The organism is Streptomyces sp. CB02959 (genome assembly GCF_002803155.1).
Lineage (GTDB): Bacteria > Actinomycetota > Actinomycetes > Streptomycetales > Streptomycetaceae > Streptomyces.
In genome coordinates, this window is the sequence record NZ_NNBP01000008.1 from 181,406 (window position 1) to 197,157 (window position 15,752).

A 15,752-nucleotide genomic window follows, 5' to 3' on the forward strand; every position below is an offset into this window, starting at 1 on the left:
GCAGGCCGTAGAGGGCGGCACGAGGTGGAAGCGGGGGGCGGGCGAGGGGGCGCATCGGCGCGAAGAAGGTGGTGACCCTGGGTGAGGGAAGTGATGCGCGGCGAGCGCCGCGGAAGGTACTTTCGCACAGAACGAAGCCCCCGATCACGGGGGAACAACCGGGGGCTTCGCGTCTGCGGGCGGTCCGTTGAACCGCACATTGAGAACGTAAGTCCTGTACGCCCCCTAGGTCAAGCCGAGTTGGAGCACTCGGCGGGTCCCGGTCGGCAACTGTCGGCGTGTCAGCCAAGGTCGGCTACACAGGGTGAAATCCGGGCCCGGTCACGTCCTGTCGGCCGGTCCCACGTGCACCTCGTACCCCATCTGTCCCTGGTGCACCAGGAGATCGGCGTGCGGTCGGGACGGATCCGCCGCGAAGTGCGCGCGCTCCGCCGGAATCCAGCCATCCCAGAACGCGGAGAGCCCTGGCCCGTCCCGGAGTTGGCCCCGTTCCCATGAACGCTCGCTCGCCAGTTCCATCCAGAGCAGGCACGCGGTGTACGGCCGCAGTGCGCGCCGCCCGGTGCCCACGCCCTCGACCAGCACCACCGGCGCCGGCGCCAACTCCCGCACCTCCGCGAACTCCCGACGCACCCAGTCGTACACCTCGTAGCGCGCCGTCCCGCCCCGGGCCAGCGGCGCCAGCACCTGCTCCTGGAACCGGTCGCTCCAGGCGAACAGCTCCTCATGGGTTGCGAGGTCGTCGGTATGCACCACCGGGGCGCCGCCGAGCGCCTCGGCCAGCCGTCCGGCGAACGTGCTCTTGCCGGAGCCCGCGTGCCCGTCCACCGCGATCAGCCGCACCGGGCCGCACGAGGGAGCCAGGGTGTGCAGCCGGGCGGCCAGCGAGGTCAGTACGGGGTCCTGGACCGGTGTCATCCCACCAGCGTACGCCAGTGGTCCACACCAATATTCGTGGCGCGACGCGCGTCGGACCGCCTTCCTAAGCCCGCCGGTAGCGGAGATAGTTGAGCCCACCCGCACAGTCCGCACCGCCATCCGTCCGCACCGACTGGGGGACCTCATATGACCAGCTCCGCGCCCCGGCGCACCGTCCTGGCCGCCGCGCTCGCCGCCGCGGCGGGTGCCGCCGCCCCCCTGGCCGCGGCCGCCGGCGAGCCCGGCCGCCGCCCCGCCCCACCGGCTCCCGCCGCCACCCCCCGATCGAAGCGCCCCGTGGACTACCACGCCTGGACCACCGCCGCCGACTGGCGCCAGGGCACCGGCCACGGCACCCGCGTGGTGTCCGGCCCCCGCCCCGGCATCGGCCTCGCCCGCCCCGCCGGCACCACCGACTACCGCGACCCGCACACCGGCAAGACGGCCACCTGGGAATACGCCACCTGGACCAGCCCGGCGCACCGCCTCCCGGTCCCGGCCACCGAGGCCGTCGCCTCCTGGAACGCGCACACCCCCGCCGGCACCTGGATCGCCGTCGAACTGCGCGGCACGTACTCCGACGGCGGTCACACCCCCTGGTACGTCATGGGCCGCTGGACCGCGGGCGACGGCGAGACCGACATCCGGCGCACCTCCGTCGACGACCAGAAGGACGGCCGGAGCGCCGTCTCCACCGACACCTTCGCCGTCGACGACCCGTCGAGCGGCCTCCGGCTGGCCGCCTACGAACTCCGCCTCACCCTCTACCGCCGGCCCGGCAGCACCGACACCCCCACCGTCTGGCGCGTCGGCGCGATGGCCTCCGACCTCCCCGACCGCTTCGAGGTCCCGGCTTCGCCCCCCGGCCTCGTCGGGCGCGAACTGCGCGTCCCGCGCTACTCGCAGGAGATCCACAAGGGCCAGTACCCCCAGTACGACAACGGGGGAGAGGCGTGGTGCAGCCCCACCTCCTCGCAGATGATCATCGAGCACTGGGGCCGCCGCCCCACTCCGCAGCAGCTCTCCTGGGTCGACCCCTCCTACGCCGACCCCCAGGTCTGCCACGCCGCCCGCTACACCTTCGACTACCAGTACAACGGCTGCGGCAACTGGCCCTTCAACGCCGCCTACGCCGCCACCTACCACGACCTGCAGGGCATCGTCACCCGCCTCTCCTCCCTCACCGACGTCGAACACCTCGTCCACGCCGGCATCCCCGTCATCACCTCCCAGTCCTTCCTCAAGACCGAACTCGACGGCGCCGGCTACGGCACCGCCGGCCACCTGATGACCGTCATCGGCTTCACCAAGACCGGCGACGTCATCGCCAACGACCCGGCCTCCCCCGACGACCCCGCCGTCCGCCGCGTCTACAAGCGCCGGCAGTTCGAAAACATTTGGCTGAGGACGAAGCGGCACGACGACAAGGGGCAGGTCAAGAGCGGTAGCGGAGGTGTCTGCTACCTCTACTTCCCGACTAAGCCGGCACCAACTCAGCACCGGGTACTCGCGGAGCTGGGAATCCGTTGAGCATGTGCACCCCGAAGGTGGCCTCGATGACCTGACGACAGCGCTCGCTGCCGTCGAGGGCGAGGTGGCCGTACCGGTCCACCGTGATCTTGATGGAGCTGTGGCCCATCCAGCGCGAGACCTCGTGGATGGGCACACCGTTGCTCTGGGGCACGGTGGCCCGCTTGTGTCGGAGGTCGTGCGGGTTGTGGTCGGGAAGATCGAGGCGTTTGAGGGCGCGGTCCCAGGAGTTATGGAAAAGGCCGGGGTGGATCGTGCCTCCGGGGTCACCCTGGAAAGGGCTTCCGACCTGCGGCGGAGGCCCTTTCCGATCTTTCAGGGGCTTCCTGTCTTGGGCGGCCGAAAGTCCCTCGAAACTCCCTCGGAAAGAGCTGAAAGTCCCTGAAAAATCCCAGAGGTGGGCCGCCTGGTCAGCTCTCCGAGCAGGCGATCCATGGGGGAGCCCACTTGCCGCGCAGCTGGCCTCTCCCACCTTGGCCTGCGCGGAGAAAACGTCGCGGCGGCAAGCCGGACTCGCACGTCCCCGGACTCCTACGCCCGCCGTGACGACGGCGGTGATCGTTATCAACTGCCATCCGGCCGAGCGCCGTCGGCCGCTGGGCTGGGCGTGCCGCTCGTGGATGGTTGCACGGCCCGGTCCATCGCGGCCGGGCAGGGCGTCTGGGATTCTCTCGACGGGCTGCGGTCGCAGCTGCAGGACCGCAGTTTCCGCCCGCTGCCGGTGCTTACGCCAACGACCTCCGTACTGCGATCTCCGTTGAGGGCGGATGCGAAGGCGGAGGGCGCCTCGGCCCAGCTCGCTGCAAGCCCCGTCAGGGCGGGGCCGGTGATGGTGAGAAAACCCCGACGGTCCATGCGGCCACTCCCCACCAGGTCAGCCAGTGCCTCGACGGTAGCGGCCTCTGTCCAGGGAACAGTAAGCCCGGTGACCTCCCATACGGGAAGCCGGCGCGGCCATCCTTCCGTCTGGGCCCGTTCGTGCGGAACGCACAGCAGGTCGGCAAGGACGCGCTGAGCGTCGGCGTCCGGTTCCTGGCCCTGCTTCCACTTCCACGCGGTGGTGCGGTTGGTCGCCAGAAGGGATGCCCAGCTCCTTCGCCCGCGCCTGCATGAGTCGGGCGACCTCGGCCCGGGACCAACCCCGCGGATGCGGGGACCACACTCGGTCGACATCGCGCTCTTCGGGCGCATGGGGACCACCCCCGCGGATGCGGGGACCACCTACAGGCCGGCCGCCCGGACCCGCCCGTGCAGGGACCACCCCCGCGGATGCGGGGACCACAGGCCGCGACCTGCTGCTTCATACGGCCAACGAGTGGATTTTGCTCACTTCCAGAGAAAGCGGCACTTCGCTATCGATGCGAATAGATCCGGCAGAACCATGCATAGGACTTCCCTTAGTGATTCCCGAAGCGCCGCCTCATGGCCGCTTTGCTTGGGAGGCGACGTCTTCCGCGCCTTCGGCCGATGCGTCGAAGGCGGCGGGGATGCCGATGTCCGTCTTGTGGAGGTCGGCGATATCCAGGACGAAGGAGCGTTCGTTTCCTGCGTGCACGAAGCCGAGCTCGGGGGCGCAGCCCAGTGCTGTCACTACGGCGTGGGCGATCCCGTACATGCACTGGGCGGCTGCCGTGACGGCCTGGTTGGGTGGGTCGCCTGCGGTGAAGTGGCCGGGGTGGTATTTATGAGCGTCCTGCCCGGCTTCACGGCGCAAGAGTGCCACCGCAGCCACTGCTGCTGGTTTGTCCTGCCGATACCCACCTTGCAGCCGGTTGATGGTGCGCACTGCGGCCGCACGAGGGAGGGAGTGCCAAGGCGGATCGTTGAGGGCGCTGCTCCGTACCGTGCTCTCGTTGTCGATCTGCACCGTGGTTGTGGTCATCGAGTGCTCTCGGCATGCTGATGGGATACGGAACCGGCGTCGGATTGAGACGGGAGGGCAACTCTGCGTCCGGGAGGCAAAGTTGGCGGTCCCAGGACAGTGGTGAGTCGGGCGCGGAACCAGTGCTCGACCCGGCCCGAGATCGGGTTCGCCTCGTGCAAGGTGATCACAGGCAGGACGACGGAGTCGTCCACGATCTCGTCGATGACGGATTGCTGGGTGCCGTAGACCGCACCGAGCAGACGCAGCCGGACCAGCATGCCCGGGTCGATCTCACTCGCCGTGATCACCTGCGTGAACCATCTGGCGATCCCGGAACGCAGGACCGCAGCCGGCGCCCCACGCCCCGGTGTTCGCCGTGACTGCCAGGTGTACAAGTCCCGCAGTCCCGCGGGGTCTGCCTTCCCGGGAGAGCCCTTACGTTCGCTCGGACCTGGTGGGGCGGTCCGCCGCCAGACGGGCACGTCCTCGCCAGCGGTGTCATCTGCCCCGGCCTGTGCCTCCTCCAAGGCGATGAGGCTGAGCAGCAGGGTTTTCTGGAGGGTGTCGCCTTCGGCGAAGACTCCCCTCAGGTTGTCGAGGGTTCCCACACCCAAGGGGTAGGCCTTTCCCGATCTCCCTCGTTCGTCATCCACCATGGCGGACTTGATCCCGGAGGTGTCGTAGGCGTGGGCGTGCACGAGCCACCGAGCGGCTTCGGCGCAGGACAGCGCATCGACTCCGGGGCGTCGCATGGCGAAGAAGGGCTCGCCGACGGGCACGTCCGCCACGATCCGGCTCAGCGGCGCGACCTCACCCTTCGCGGTACGCAGGTCGGCGACCTGGTAGAACGGGCGCTCGGGATGGAACAGGTCGAAACGCTCCCGGTGACGTTCGAGATATCCGGGCACCGCGGAGAACGGGTCGTCCGACAGCCACAGATCCTCCCAGTCCTCCACCTCCGCAGGACCGTCCAACGTGTCGTAAACGATCGCGAGGAGCATTCGCAGCAGGGCCATCTCCTGGGTAGGTACGTCACCCACCAACCGGCGCAGAGGCGCCGCCAGTTCAAACAACCCGAGCAGGGAGACCTCCGTGACCGTTCCGTCCGTGCGTTGCACCGGCAGCCACGGCATGGAGACCAGGTCGACGGACGGCGGCCCGCACTCGCCTACGGGCGTCTCCGCCACCATGCTCCCCCTGCCGGTAACGGATCGACCACCGGCACTCGGCTCGGTGCCCACTGCGGACGTCTCCTGGTGCTGCTCACCGCCGCTGCCCTCATTCCTGACGAATCCGTCCTCTGAGGCTGTTGCCCCCATACCGGCCGTGACGCCAGCGTCCACGGAAACGCCAGGGGACGTCACCCGCAGGCCATCGGCACCGCTGTAGGTGAGAACGAAGCCTGCCAGACAGGTCTGACAATCCGCGTCGAGAACGAAAATCAACTCCCCGTCCAGCCAAGGACGTTCCTTGGTCTGCCAGGCAGGAACCAGGAACCGCTCCAGCTCCTCGATGGTCCGGTCGATCATCCAGCGCTTGCTGAAACGCATCGGAAGCGTGAGCGCGCTCGTGGCCACCGCCTCCGCCGCACCCCTACTCGGCGGGAAGCCGGTCGGCAACGCCAGGCCGCCCTGTCCGCCCTCCGCGCCGTCATCCAGCCATCGTCCGTTGGTGTCACGCCTGTCGTGTCGGCAGCACGATCGCCTGGCGCAGGTTGACGTGGCGGGCGCGGCTTGTGGTGTAGGCGATCAGGTCTGCGATGTCGTCCGCGGAGAGGCCGATCAGTGCGTCGAACATGCCGTCCAGTTGGCCGGACAGCTCCGGGTTGTCGATGTGGCCGCCCAGTTCCGTGTCCGTGAGGCCGGGTTCGATGTTGGTGACGCGGACGTCGCGCGGGCCCAGTTCGGTGCGCAGGGACTGCGAGAGGTACGTCAGGGCGGCCTTTGTCGCGCCGTACACCGCGTAGTGGGGGAACGCGATGTGGGCGCCGATGGAGGAGATGTTCACCAGGTCCGCGGTCCGGCCCGCCGCGGCCGCCGCGATCAGGTCCGGGGTGAAGGCGCGGATGACGTGCAGTGCGCCGGTCACGTTCGTGTCGAGCATGCGCTGCCACTCGTCGGCGCGGCCCTCGGTGACGGGGTTCGGCAGCATCACGCCGGCCGCGTTGACCACGAGGTCGACCTCGCCGTACGCGGCGTGCACCTGTTCCACCGCCGCCGTCACGGAGGCCGCGTCGGTGACGTCGGTGGCGACCGCGAGCGCCTGTCCGCCGGCCGCCTCGATCGTGGTGGCCAGCTCGGTCAGCCGTTCGGCGCGGCGGGCGAGCAGCGCCACCCGCACCCCGTGCGCGGCGAGCGACCTGGCGGTGGCCGCGCCCATGCCGCTGGCGGCTCCGGTGATGACGGCGGTGCGGCCGGTGAGGGTGTCGTACGTCATGGGAACTCCTGGTTCGGTGGGGTCGTTGCCGGGTGTTTCCCGGTGACTGCACCCACCTTGCTGCCGGGCGCCGCGCTTACCCAGGGTGGCCGTTTTCCTGGGTCTGGCAGTACCAGGATCGGCGGGGACACGGCCTAGGATCGCCGGCATGGACATAGCCACCGGCCGGGAACTCGGCGACTTCCTGCGCTCCCGGCGCGCTCGCATCCAGCCCGAGGAGGTCGGGTTTCCGGGCCACGGCAGGCGGCGGGTGCCGGGTCTGCGCCGCGAGGAGGTCGCCCAGCTCGCGGGCGTCAGCGTCGACTACTACATCCGCCTCGAACAGGGCCGCGGCCCCTCGGTCTCGGACGCCGTCCTCGACGCCATCGGGCGGGTGCTGCGCCTCGACGGCACCGAGCAGGAATACCTGCGGCGGGTGGCCAGGCCCGCCGTGCGGCGCGCGTCCGCGGCCCGCCGTGCTTCCGCCGGCGGTCCCGCGGCCCAGGAGGTCCGCCCCGGCCTGCGGCTCCTCCTGGACACCATCGACAAGGCCCCGGCGTTCGTACTCGGCCGCCGGATGGACGTACTCGCGTGGAACGGTCTGGGTGACGCCGTCGTCGGCTTCTCGCGGATGGCGCCCGAGGACCGCAACATGCCGCGGCAGGTGTTCCTCGTCCCGCAGGCCCGTGAGCTGTACCTGGACTGGCCGGCGGTGGCCGCGGAGACGGTCGCCCATCTGCGGCTGTACGCGGGCAACCACCCGAAGGACCCTCAACTGGCCGTGCTGGTGAGTGAGTTGTCGCGGGGAAGTGAGGACTTCCGTCGATTGTGGGCGGACCATCAGGTGAAGGAGAAGGGGTACGGCGCGAAGCGTCTGATGCACCCGGTGGTCGGCGAACTCGACATGCCGTACGAGACGTTGGCGGTGCCGGGGGAGCCGGATCAGCTGCTGGTGGTGTACACGCCGGAGCCGGGATCGCGGACGGAGGAACGGGTGAGGCTGCTGGCCGGCCGGCCGGGCGGCGATGTCGGCGGTCCGATCGGGGCGTGAGCCGTGGTGGGGCGCGGTCCCTGGTGCGCCGGTGCGGTGGGCGGGGGCGCCGCGGGCGCCGTCCTTGGGCTCCGCAGGGCTGCCGCGGCGGCCGCGGGGTGCGCGATTAGGCTCTGACCGTGCCAGCAGAGAACCAGCCCCGATCGGCCAAGAGCGAGCAGACCCGCACGCTGATCCTGGAGACGGCGATGCGGCTGTTCCAGGAGCGGGGCTACGACAAGACCACGATGCGGGCCATCGCCAAGGAGGCCGGGGTCTCCGTCGGGAACGCGTACTACTACTTCGCGAGCAAGGAGCACCTGATCCAGGGCTTCTACGACCGGATCGCCGCCGAGCACCGGGCGGCGGTCCGCGACGTACTGGACCGGGAGACGGACCTGGAGGAGCGGCTGGCCGGGGTGCTGCGGGTGTGGCTGGACATTGCCGCGCCGTACCACGAGTTCGCGGCCCAGTTCTTCAAGAACGCCGCGGACCCGGAGAGCCCGCTCAGCCCCTTCTCGGCCGAGTCCGAGCACGCCCGCGAGGCGGCCATCGACGTGCACCGCGAAGTGCTGGCGGGGTCGAAGGCGAAGGTGCCGGCCGAACTCGCCGAGACGCTGCCCGAGCTGATGTGGCTGTCCCAGATGGGGCTGGTGCTGTACTGGGTCTTCGACCGTTCGAAGGGGCGTGAGCGCAGCCGCCGGCTGGCCGGGCGCGGTGCCCGGCTGACGGCGCGCGGGGTGTCGCTGGCCCGCTTCCGGGTGCTGCGGCCCCTGGTGCACGAGGTGCACGAACTGTTCACCGACTTCCTGCCCGGTATGGCCCAGACCGCGGTCTCCCGCAAGGGGGCGAAGGGTGTGGAGGGGGAGGTGGGGCGGCGCCATGCGCCCGTGGCAGATGGCAGGGGGGCAGGCGGCTCCGGCGTGCTGTGATGGGCCCGTTTCGTACGGGGCGAGGGTCGGCTCGTGGCCGCGCCGGTACGCGGGCGGTCGGGACGGTACGCGGGCGGTCTGGACGGTCGGATGCTGGCGACGTTCACGGTTCCCCGCCGTGGGGCGGCGATCCGAGGGGCCCGGCGGGCCTGGGCCCCGCCATCGGACGCGGCGCGAATGGCTCTTGTGCAGGGGCGTCGGGGTGTAGTCCGCTGGGCTTCATGAGGAGCAGGAGGAAGCGGAGTATCGCCACGGTGATCGGTGCCCTGGTGGTGGGGTCGCTGTGCGCGGGCGCGCCGGCTTCGGGTGCGGGCGACGCCGAAGCCGCCGGGTACCGCAGCGGCGGAGCCGCGCCGTCGGGTGGCGGGTCGGCGGCGCCGGCACCCGAAGCCGGCCGTTACGACGATCGCGAAGGCGGTATCGGCGTGGACCTCGACACCGTGACCATTCCGGAACTCCAGGCGCGGATGGCGCGCGGTTCCCTGACCTCGACGGCGCTGACCACCGCCTACCTGCGGCGGATCAAGGCCATCGACCCCACGATCCGTGCCGTGTTGCGCACCGACCCGACGGCCCTGCGCCAGGCGGCCGCCAGCGATGCCCGGCACCGGCGCGGCGACCCCCTCGGCCCGCTCGACGGCATCCCCGTCCTGCTCAAGGACAACATCGAAACCCGCGATCTGCCCACCACGGCCGGGTCGCTGGCGCTGGCCGGCAGCCCGCCGGGCCGCGACGCCGCCGTGGTGACCCGGCTGCGCGACGCGGGGGCGGTGATCCTCGGCAAGACCAATCTGTCCGAGTGGGCGAACTTCCGTGCGGAGAGGCCGACTTCGGGGTGGTCGGCGGTCGGCGGGCAGACCCACAACCCCTACGTACTGGACCGGAATCCGTGCGGGTCCTCCGCGGGTTCGGCCGCCGCGCTCGCCGCGTCGCTGGCGCAGGTGGCGATCGGCACCGAGACCGACGGCTCCATCGTGTGCCCGGCCGGGATGAACGGGGTGGTCGGCCACAAGCCCAGTCTCGGCCTCGTCAGCCAGGCCGGTGTGGTGCCGATCTCCGCCGAGCAGGACACCGCGGGGCCCATGGCGCGCAACGTGATCGACGCCGCGCTGACCTTCGAGGTGCTCAGCGGGCGTGACACCGCGCGCCCCGGCGGTACCGCCGGCCTCCCGGACGGGCTGACGCGCTCCGGTGGCCTGCGTGGCAAACGGATCGGCCTGTGGCGGCTGCCCTCGCTCGGGCCGGAGGTCGATGCCGTGCTGACCCGGACCGCGGAGCGGCTGCGTACCGCGGGCGCCGAGGTCGTCGAGGTGACGCCCCCGTACCAGGAGCGCCTGGCCGAACTCGAATTCCCGGTGCTGCTGAGCGAGTTCCACCGGGACATCGACGCCTACCTCGCCACCCGCAACGGGCCGCGGAACCTCGCCGAGCTGATCGCCTTCAACCGCACCCACCCGGCGGAACGGTCCTGCTTCGCCGGCCAGGAACTCTTCGAGCGGGCCCTCGCCGCGCCGTCCACCAGCGATCCGAAGTACCGGGCCGCGCGGGCGGAGTTGTCGGATCTCGCCCGGCGCTCCCTCGACGAGACCATGGCCGCGCACCGGCTGGACGCCATCGCGGCGCCGACGAACCCGCCCGCCTGGACGACCGACTGCGCACGGGGCGACAACGACGTCGTCCCGTCCTCGACTCCCGCGGCCGTGGCCGGGTACCCGTCGTTGTCGGTGCCGGCCGGATTCGTGGACGAGCTGCCCGTGGGACTGCTCCTGATGGCCGGCAACCGGCAGGACGACGCGCTCCTGTCGCTGGGGGCCGCCGTGGAACACCGCCTGCACGCCTGGCGGGCGCCGCGGTATCTGCCGACGGTCGGTGGGACCGCGGCCGGCGGCCCCGGCACGCCGCGCTGACGGAGCGGGTCCGGCAGCGGTTCGCGGCGGCCGGGGCGGGGTGCGGCGGACGCCGCGGGGCGGTATGCCAGGCCGGGGCCTGCCTCGGCCGGGCGCGCCCGGGGCTTGCGTGCCGACCCGCGGTGCCCGGCGGCGTCAGCCGGACGCCCCGCGGGATTCGCGCCGTCCCTGGGCCACCAGGCAGACCGCGCTGAGCAGGGCCATGCCGGCGAAGGCGAGGGCGACCGGGGTCCAGGAGTTGCCGGCGCTGGTGAAGAGCCATGTGGTGGCGGCCGGGGCCAGGGTGCCGGCCAGGCCGGCGGTCTGGAAACGCCCTTCGACTGCGGTGCGCTGCTCTACCGCGCACCGCACCTGGCCCGCGCGGTGCACACCCAGGACGCCTCGTACCTCGACGCCATCCACGGCGCAGACGGCGACACCCCGGGCGAGTGGAACCCCAGCGACTACGCCTACCACCTCACCCGCCGCCCGCGCGGCCTGCCGCTGTGGTTCTCGCTGGCCGTCCACGGCACCGACGCCTACCGCGACGCCGTCGCCCGGGGCGCCGGGATCGCCCGCTGGACCGCCGACCGGGTGCGGGCGACCGACGGCCTGGAACTGCTGCGCGAGCCGGAGCTGACCGTGGTCCTGGTGCGCCGCACCGGCTGGCGGCCGGAGGACTACTACGCCTGGTCCAAGCGGCTGCTGGCGTCCGGGACGGCCTTCGTGACCCCCAGCGTGTGGGAGGGCGAGACCGTCGCCCGGCTGGCGTTCCTGCACCCGGGCATCGGCGAGGAGGCGGTCGGCGGGATCCTCGACTCCATGGTGGAGGCGGGGAGTTAGGGCACGGCGGGCGGGCCTCACGTCACCGAGAAGCCGCCGTCCACGAACACCGTCTGGCCGGTGACGTACGCCGCCCCGGGGCCGGCCAGGAACACCGCGGCGCCCGCGAAGTCGGCCAGCTCGCCGTTGCGGCCGGCCATCGTCCGGCGCGCCATCGCCTCGGTGCGCACCGGGTCGGCGAAGACCGCCGCGTTCAGCGGGGTGCGGACGAAGCCCGGGGCGAGGGCGTTGACGCACACGCCGTGCCGGGACCACGCCTCGGCCTGGGAGCGGGTCAGGGCCGCCAGTCCTGCCTTGGACACCCCGTAGGCGCCGCTGTTGCCGAACGCCCGGACCGACTGCTGGGACGCGATGTGGAGGATCCGCCCCCAGCCCCGCTCCGCCATGCCGGGCCCGAAGCGCCGGCCCAGGAGGAACGGGGCGTCCAGATTGACCGCCATCGTGCGGTCCCACTCCTCGGTGCTCAACTCGTCCATGGGCGGACGGGGGTTGACCCCGGCGGCGTTGACGAGGATGTCCGGCTCGCCGAACCGGTGCGCCACCTCGTCGGCGCCCGCCCGGACCGCCGCCCGGTCGCCCAGGTCGGCGGCGACCCAGTCCGCCGTGCAGCCCGCCGCCCGCAACTCCTCGGCGGCGGCCCGCAACGGGTCCGGGCGGCGCGCCATCAGGACGACGGCGGCCCCGGCGCGGCCCAGCGCCTCGGCGATCGCCTGCCCGATCCCGGAACTGCCCCCGGTCACCAGGGCCCGGCGGCCGGTGAGCGAGAACAGCGCTTCGAGGTACGGGGTGGGCACGGGGTCGGCCTCCTGGTCGGAAGGAGCGCCGCGGGTCGGCGCGGCGCGGCAGAGCAGCGGGCTCCCCGACGATCACATACCGTGCCGTGCCGCGCCACCCCTTCCGGACGGCGCGGCCCCGCGGCTGCGTTTCCGCGTTCCTCGATCCCCGTTCCCCGTGCCTCGGCGTTCCGGGGCCCGGCGTTCCCTGGCCCGGTCGGTCAGTCGACCAGGTCCAGGACCGGGCGCAGGCCGCCGGGGCGGCGGTGGACGGGGAGGTGGTCGACCGGGAAGTAGGCGCAGCCGACGGCGGTGGCGCCGCCGTCGGCGGTGCGGTCGTCGCCGACCATCAGGACCCGCGGCGGTGCCACCCCCAACTCCCGGCAGGCGAGCGAGAAGAGCCGTGGATCGGGCTTCTGCAGGGCGTGCTCGAAGGAGAGGACGCAGGCGCTGAGGTGGTGGTCGAGGCCGTGGGCGCGCAGGACCGGGCGGAGGTCCCAGCCGATGTTGCTGAGGACGCCGACACGGATACCGCGGTGGTGGAGGGCGGTCAGCACCTCGGCGGCGTCGGGGTAGGGCACCCAGGCGTCCGGGGTCCGGTGGCGCTCGTAGAGGACGTCGTAGAGGGACCGGTCGGCGCCCGGCGGGTCGTACAACTCCGGGTACGGGAGGGGGACTTGGCGGGCGAGGCCGGTGTAGAGGGCGCGGTGGTGGTGGGCGTCGCGGTCCCGGACGTCCCAGAGGTCGGTCAACGCGTCGGGGACCGTGGCCGGTGTGGCGCCGCCGGGGAGGGCGCCGGCCCGCTCCAGGGCGGTGGCCAGCCGGGCGATCTCGGCCTCGGTGAGGGGGCAGGGCGCGGTGCCGGGGGCGGCGTGGAAGGCGGCGAGGGACGCGCGGAGCCAGGATGCGGTCGGCTCGATGCGCAGCAGTGTCCCGGAGAAGTCGAACAGCACGCCGTCGATCCCGCCGCCGGCCGTAGTGCCGGATGCGCCGTTGGTGGTCGTCATGGTGACCATGGTGGCGGCTGTCCGGGCGGCCGGTCAGGGGAGTGCGCAGAGTCCGGGCCCGAACGCGACCAGGAGCGGGACGGCGGGGAGCAGCAGGGCGTAGGCGGTCATCCGCAGCCGGCGGCCGGGGGTGAACCGGGCGGCCGGGGCCAGCAGCCGGTCGACCCGCTGCGGGACCTGGGCGAGCTGGGGCGGGCAGGGCCCGAACACCCCGCGGTCCTCGTTGAGTTCGACCAGCGCCAGGGCGATGGTCAGCCGGCCGAAGCGGCGCGAGGCGACGTCGTCGGCGGCCATCTCGACCAGGCGGTGCACCTGGTCGCGGAACGCGGCGAAGACCGGGACCTGCGGGAAGCCGCCGGCCAGCGCCGCCGCGCAGTGCAGCAGGACGTCGTGGCGGGCCCGGAGGTGGCCCTGCTCATGGGCGATCAGCGCATCGACCTGATGGCCCTTCAGGCGCTGCAACGCCGCGGTGGTGATGACCAGTTGGGGCGAGGGGTGGTGGAGCCAGAAGGCCCCCGGCCGGTCGCCCTCCAGGACCACCAGGCGGCCGCCGCGCGGGTCCTCGCCGGGCAGCAGCGGCGAGCGGCGCCGCAGTTCGGTCCGGCGCCGCCGGCGGCGGGCCCGCGCCGCCCGCACCTCGCGGGTCAGCGCCACCACCGTCCATGCGCCGCCACCGGCGAGCAGCAGCGCCAGCACACCGGCCCACGGCCCGTACGTGTTGAGCGCGTACGCCTCGACGACCACCCGCGGGGCGAAGCCGAACACCGGGCTGCGGATCGCGTCCCATGCGGCGGCCGCGCTCAGCGACATGGCCAGCGCACAGCACAGCAGGACACCGGCCACCACGCACTGCCACACCCACAGGGCCAGGACCGGCTCACGGTCGAGCCAGTCCGAACGGGCCATCAGGCGCGGCGCCGTTGCCGCGGCCAGCACGCCGAGGATCATCAGCGTGAGGGGGACCATCATGGCGTCAGCCTATGAGCGGCCGGCTACCGGTTGGTACGGTCCCGCGGCGGAAGTGACGTACACCACGCCGCGGACGGGTGTGGCGCGCGGGACGGGGGGCCCGTGCCGGCGGCCGGCCCTCAGAGCGCCAGCAGCATGGCGAGCATGCCCAGCCCCATGGCCACCTGGCAGGCCCGCAGGACCGTGGGCGGCCCGGCGCCCGCGGTGCGGGACCCGCCGGCCGCGGTGCCCGCCGGGGCCAGCCGGATCCCGGCGGCGAGCACGTAGACCGTGTAGTAGGCGAGCAGCAGGCCGGTCAGCAGCGGGACGCCGGCCGGGGCGGTGTGCAGCCCCCCGGCCGTCTCCGCCATGCCCGTCATCCCGGTCATCGCGGCCGTCGGGTGCCCGCCCCCCGGCATGCCGTGTCCGTCGTGCATCCCCGGCATGCCGACCATGGCGAGCGCCATGTAGACCATCGCCAGCGCGCCCACCGCGTGGTGCAGATGGCGCCGCACCAGCCCCCACAGCGCGGCCGCGCCGAACACCGCGGTGTACGCCCAGGGCGCCCACGCGGGCGGCGCCACCGCGGACGCCGGCAGCGCCATCACCGCCATGCCCAGGGCCATCAGGGCCTCGCCGCGGGCCGTCACGCGTTGTGCCGGGGGGCCGGTGCGGGCACGGGTCAGGCAGTAGCCGCCGGTGGCGGCACACAGCAGTACCAGCAGCCAGCCGACCAGCGGCGGTGTGTGCACGGGGGACACCTCCCGGACCGGGGGGACGGTGGGCATCGGCAGGATGCCCGGCCGCGGCGTGGCACACGGGAGCGCACGGGCGCAATCCGGGAGCGCAGGGCGCGGGTTGCGGGAGAGCCGGACTCAAGCGGGAATCGAGAGTGCGCTGGCAGAGTGGGATACCCGAATTGCAGAGGGAGGCTGCCCGATGCCTGGCTTCGCCCACGATCCGAACGGGGCGTTGACGGTGGTCAACCGCTTCTCCGTCAAAGGGAACACGGACCGCTTCGAACGCTGCTTCCGCGGCCATGCGGAGTTCCTCGGCGCCCGCGCGGGCTTCGTGGCCTCGACCCTCGTCCGGCACACCGGCAGCCCGCGCAGCTATGTGCACCTCAACTCCTGGGAGGACGACGACGCCTTCGTCAAGGTGACCCGGAACGAGGAGTTCCTGGACCAGGTGCGGCGGCTGGGCGCCCTGGTGGAGACCCAGGGCGACAAGATGGCCGCGGTGCTGCGGCGCGGTGCCGGCCGGGCGGCGGGCGGGGCGGGGCACGGTGTGGTGGTGCTGGTCGACTACGAGGTGGACGACCCGGAGGAGTTCGAACAGCGGTTGGCGGTCCGGGCGGACGCGCTGACCGGCGTCGAGGGGATCCGCGGCGTGGAGCTGCTGCGCTCCACGGTCTCGCCGGAGCGGTACCTGGAGGCGATCTGGTGGACCGATCGGGAGGTGGCGCGGACCGCGATGGACGGCGCCACCTACCTCGCCCACGAGCCGTGGCTGCCGGGGCTGGCCGGAGTCCGCACCACCGAGACGCGGCTGGTCTCCAGCGTGTCGGCACCGGGGCCCCGGGAGTCCGGGGGCGGGGTCGGCTGAT

Annotated in this window: 16 protein-coding genes and 1 pseudogene; 6 read left to right on the top strand and 11 right to left on the bottom strand. The window is 72.6% G+C overall.

The features are described from left to right. Nucleotides 1-321: 321 nt before the first annotated feature. Nucleotides 322-918: a uridine kinase gene (locus tag CG747_RS15630; RefSeq protein WP_100602332.1), complete on the bottom strand. Its 597-nt coding sequence runs from the start codon at nt 916-918 to the stop codon at nt 322-324. Nucleotides 919-1,065: 147 nt separating this feature from the next. Here CG747_RS15630 and CG747_RS15635 point away from each other — a divergent pair, with 147 nt between their 5' ends. Further along, entirely contained in the window at nt 1,066-2,448 is a 1,383-nt protein-coding gene (locus CG747_RS15635; protein WP_100602333.1) for a peptidase C39 family protein, read from the top strand. On the opposite strand, the gene CG747_RS15640 is transcribed toward CG747_RS15635, so the two are convergent. From CG747_RS15640 to CG747_RS15665, 5 genes and pseudogenes are all read right to left on the bottom strand, one after another. Continuing rightward, nucleotides 2,396-2,920: a tyrosine-type recombinase/integrase gene (locus CG747_RS15640; protein WP_257980448.1), complete on the bottom strand. Its 525-nt coding sequence runs from the start codon at nt 2,918-2,920 to the stop codon at nt 2,396-2,398. The two genes, CG747_RS15635 and CG747_RS15640, sit on opposite strands and share 53 nt — an antisense overlap. Nucleotides 2,921-3,168: 248 nt before the next feature. After that, nucleotides 3,169-3,559, bottom strand: a pseudogene (locus CG747_RS49440) (transcriptional regulator); the annotation flags it as partial. Between the two features lie 309 nt (nt 3,560-3,868). After that, complete coding sequence (locus CG747_RS50965) at nt 3,869-4,330, bottom strand: hypothetical protein (protein WP_374701777.1); 462 nt, start codon at nt 4,328-4,330, stop codon at nt 3,869-3,871. After that, on the bottom strand, nt 4,327-5,970 hold the full coding sequence (casA, locus tag CG747_RS15660; RefSeq protein WP_180985562.1) for a type I-E CRISPR-associated protein Cse1/CasA: 1,644 nt from the start codon (nt 5,968-5,970) through the stop codon (nt 4,327-4,329). The genes CG747_RS50965 and casA overlap by 4 nt, the downstream gene beginning before the upstream one ends. Before the next feature lie 16 nt (nt 5,971-5,986). Further along, the gene (locus tag CG747_RS15665; RefSeq protein WP_100602335.1) at nt 5,987-6,748 is read right to left on the bottom strand and encodes an SDR family oxidoreductase; all 762 of its coding nucleotides are present in this window, start codon (nt 6,746-6,748) and stop codon (nt 5,987-5,989) included. A gap of 148 nt (nt 6,749-6,896) precedes the next feature. Between CG747_RS15665 and CG747_RS15670 the strand changes: the two genes are divergently transcribed. The 3 genes from CG747_RS15670 to CG747_RS15680 all read left to right on the top strand — a co-directional run bounded on the left by CG747_RS15670 (nt 6,897) and on the right by CG747_RS15680 (nt 10,596). Next, nucleotides 6,897-7,778, top strand: a complete 882-nt coding sequence (locus CG747_RS15670) for a helix-turn-helix transcriptional regulator (protein ID WP_100602336.1) — start codon at nt 6,897-6,899, stop codon at nt 7,776-7,778. Nucleotides 7,779-7,966: 188 nt separating this feature from the next. Further along, entirely contained in the window at nt 7,967-8,689 is a 723-nt protein-coding gene (locus CG747_RS15675) for a TetR family transcriptional regulator (protein ID WP_257980449.1), read from the top strand. A 221-nt stretch (nt 8,690-8,910) separates the two neighbouring features. Next, nucleotides 8,911-10,596 carry an amidase gene (locus CG747_RS15680; protein ID WP_100602337.1) on the top strand — a complete coding sequence of 562 codons (1,686 nt, stop codon included), beginning with the start codon at nt 8,911-8,913 and terminating at the stop codon, nt 10,594-10,596. 135 nt (nt 10,597-10,731) lie between these two features. Here CG747_RS15680 and CG747_RS48010 read toward each other — a convergent pair whose 3' ends face one another. Further along, nucleotides 10,732-10,965 (bottom strand): hypothetical protein, encoded by a 234-nt coding sequence (locus CG747_RS48010; protein ID WP_180985550.1) that lies wholly within the window; start codon nt 10,963-10,965, stop codon nt 10,732-10,734. Here CG747_RS48010 and CG747_RS15685 point away from each other — a divergent pair. After that, nucleotides 10,960-11,418, top strand: coding sequence for a hypothetical protein (locus tag CG747_RS15685; RefSeq protein ID WP_180985551.1), 459 nt, complete (start codon nt 10,960-10,962; stop codon nt 11,416-11,418). The genes CG747_RS48010 and CG747_RS15685 overlap by 6 nt on opposite strands. A gap of 17 nt (nt 11,419-11,435) precedes the next feature. Here the strand turns inward: CG747_RS15685 and CG747_RS15690 are convergent, their stop codons facing one another. From CG747_RS15690 to CG747_RS15705, 4 genes are all read right to left on the bottom strand, one after another. Further along, nucleotides 11,436-12,212, bottom strand: coding sequence for an SDR family NAD(P)-dependent oxidoreductase (locus tag CG747_RS15690; RefSeq protein ID WP_100602338.1), 777 nt, complete (start codon nt 12,210-12,212; stop codon nt 11,436-11,438). A 200-nt stretch (nt 12,213-12,412) separates the two neighbouring features. After that, entirely contained in the window at nt 12,413-13,207 is a 795-nt protein-coding gene (locus CG747_RS15695) for an HAD family hydrolase (RefSeq protein ID WP_100602339.1), read from the bottom strand. Between the two features lie 24 nt (nt 13,208-13,231). Continuing rightward, nucleotides 13,232-14,167 carry a M56 family metallopeptidase gene (locus tag CG747_RS15700; protein WP_100602340.1) on the bottom strand — a complete coding sequence of 312 codons (936 nt, stop codon included), beginning with the start codon at nt 14,165-14,167 and terminating at the stop codon, nt 13,232-13,234. A 119-nt stretch (nt 14,168-14,286) separates the two neighbouring features. Next, nucleotides 14,287-14,898 carry a DUF5134 domain-containing protein gene (locus CG747_RS15705; RefSeq protein WP_100602425.1) on the bottom strand — a complete coding sequence of 204 codons (612 nt, stop codon included), beginning with the start codon at nt 14,896-14,898 and terminating at the stop codon, nt 14,287-14,289. A gap of 187 nt (nt 14,899-15,085) precedes the next feature. Between CG747_RS15705 and CG747_RS15710 the strand changes: the two genes are divergently transcribed. Beyond that, on the top strand, nt 15,086-15,751 hold the full coding sequence (locus CG747_RS15710; protein ID WP_180985552.1) for an antibiotic biosynthesis monooxygenase: 666 nt from the start codon (nt 15,086-15,088) through the stop codon (nt 15,749-15,751). Nucleotide 15,752: the final 1 nt, after the last annotated feature.

What these genes read in the sequence shown, in the direction of transcription:
- CG747_RS15630 (WP_100602332.1), bottom strand. Translation starts at nt 918, where the DNA reads ATGACACCGGTCCAGGACCCCGTACTGACCTCGCTGGCCGCCCGGCTG.
- CG747_RS15635 (WP_100602333.1), top strand. Translation starts at nt 1,066, where the DNA reads ATGACCAGCTCCGCGCCCCGGCGCACCGTCCTGGCCGCCGCGCTCGCC.
- CG747_RS50965 (WP_374701777.1), bottom strand. Translation starts at nt 4,330, where the DNA reads ATGACCACAACCACGGTGCAGATCGACAACGAGAGCACGGTACGGAGC.
- CG747_RS15665 (WP_100602335.1), bottom strand. Translation starts at nt 6,748, where the DNA reads ATGACGTACGACACCCTCACCGGCCGCACCGCCGTCATCACCGGAGCC.
- CG747_RS15670 (WP_100602336.1), top strand. Translation starts at nt 6,897, where the DNA reads ATGGACATAGCCACCGGCCGGGAACTCGGCGACTTCCTGCGCTCCCGG.
- CG747_RS15675 (WP_257980449.1), top strand. Translation starts at nt 7,967, where the DNA reads ATGCGGCTGTTCCAGGAGCGGGGCTACGACAAGACCACGATGCGGGCC.
- CG747_RS15680 (WP_100602337.1), top strand. Translation starts at nt 8,911, where the DNA reads ATGAGGAGCAGGAGGAAGCGGAGTATCGCCACGGTGATCGGTGCCCTG.
- CG747_RS15695 (WP_100602339.1), bottom strand. Translation starts at nt 13,207, where the DNA reads ATGGTCACCATGACGACCACCAACGGCGCATCCGGCACTACGGCCGGC.
- CG747_RS15700 (WP_100602340.1), bottom strand. Translation starts at nt 14,167, where the DNA reads ATGATGGTCCCCCTCACGCTGATGATCCTCGGCGTGCTGGCCGCGGCA.
- CG747_RS15710 (WP_180985552.1), top strand. Translation starts at nt 15,086, where the DNA reads ATGCCTGGCTTCGCCCACGATCCGAACGGGGCGTTGACGGTGGTCAAC.